At 69.1% G+C, this 1705-nt stretch carries 2 protein-coding genes; both read right to left on the reverse strand.

Annotated elements, in window-relative coordinates; all coding sequences use genetic code 11:
• The coding region (locus tag ACDELDRAFT_RS22205) for a hypothetical protein (protein ID WP_005800991.1) at positions 1 to 242 on the reverse strand (242 nt) is incomplete at its 3' end.
• 206 nt (positions 243 to 448) lie between these two features.
• Positions 449 to 1705, reverse strand: a 1257-nt coding sequence (locus ACDELDRAFT_RS22210; RefSeq protein WP_005800993.1) for an ammonium transporter, incomplete at its 5' end; no start/stop codon positions are given.

Below are 1705 nucleotides of genomic sequence, written 5' to 3' on the forward strand. Positions count from 1 at the left end.
CCAGCCAGGGCCTGCGCTGCGCCGTGGCAGGCGCGGCGCGCAAGGGCATGGTCAAGGCGATCGGCCCACTCGGCCAGTTCGGGGGTCTGGTCTTCCTGGGCGCGCTGGCGCGCGAAGCGCACGATCTCTTGCGCATATTCGGCGTTGACCGCCATCCATTCGGTGTCGGTCACACGCCCCGTCTTGCGCCGCAGCAGCACATGCAGATGGGCTGCAATGGCAAGCTTGTCGGGATCGGACATGGTCAATTCCTTACGGCAGTTCGATGTGAATTCGTCGCGGCGGTGCGTGCAGAGCCGGGCATTCGCACCACGGGCGCAACGCATGGAGCCTGTGCATGGGGCGCGACAGCGGGCCTATGTCGGCGCCCGCCAGGCTCGGGGCCGTTCGCGTGCGCCGCCCTCACGTGCGGCAGCCCGCAGGTGGCTCCTTGCGGCATGGTGCTTGTTCACCCGCCCAGGCGTTCGCGTTGCTGGGCAAGATCAAGCCCGGTCTGCTCGCTTTGCTCGTCCACCCGCAGGCCCATGGCAAAGTTGATAGTCCACAGCAGTGCCGCCGTCACCACCAGGCTGTATGCCATCACGGCGCCCACGCCAATGGCCTGGGTCAGCAGACTGCCCGCGACGCCACCGACGGCCTTGCTGGCCAGCACGCCCGTGAGCAGCGACCCCACGATGCCACCGATGCCGTGCACGCCGAACACATCCAGCGAGTCGTCCACACCCAGCAGGCGCTTGAGTCCGGTGGCGCCCCAGTAACAGGCCAGCCCCGCCACCAGGCCAATCACCAGCGCCGAACGCAGCGTGACAAACCCGGCAGCGGGCGTGATGGCCACGAGGCCCGCCACCAGGCCCGAGCACAGACCCAGCAGCGACGGACGCCCGCGCACCGTCCACTCCCCCACCATCCACGCCATGGCCCCGGCCGCAGCGGCCACGTGCGTCACCGCCATGGCCAGCCCCGCCCTGCCGTCCGCCGCCACGGCAGAGCCGGCATTGAAGCCAAACCAGCCCACCCACAGCATTCCGGCGCCGACCATGGTGAAGCCCAGGTTGTAGGGTTCGAAGGGTTCACGCCCGTATCCGGTGCGGCGGCCCAGGAACCATGCGCACACCAGCCCCGCCACCCCGGCGTTCACGTGCACCACCGACCCTCCGGCAAAATCCAGCGCACCCATCCGGGCGAGCCAGCCGCCGGGCTCCCACACCCAATGGGCCACGGGCGCATAGACCAGCACGCTCCACAGGCCCACGAAAATCAGCATCGCGGAAAACCGCATGCGCTCGACCAGCGCGCCCACCAGCAATGCGGCCGTGATGACGGCGAAAGTGAGCTGGAACATGGCATACACCGATTCGGGAATGCGCGGGGCGACGTGGCTCACGGCCAGCCGGCCCTCCGCCAGCTCGAGATCCAGACCCGAGAACCCCATGCGGTCGAGCCCCCCCAGCCACGCGCTGCCCGGCGTGAACGCGAGCGAATACCCCGCGGCGAACCACAGCAGGCTGACCAGCGCCGCAATGGCCACCACGCTGGCCAGGGTGTTGAGCACGTTCTTTCGGCGGACCATGCCGGCATAGAAGAGCGCGACGCCTGGCAGCGTCATCAGCAGCACCAAGGCCGTGGAGGTCATCATCCAGCCGGTGTCGGCCGCGCTCAAGCTGTCTTGCGCCACCAGCGCTGGCCGCGTGGGCGCAGCCACGGC

It is taken from the genome of Acidovorax delafieldii 2AN, assembly GCF_000175235.1.
Taxonomy (GTDB): Bacteria; Pseudomonadota; Gammaproteobacteria; order Burkholderiales; family Burkholderiaceae_C; genus Acidovorax; species Acidovorax delafieldii_B.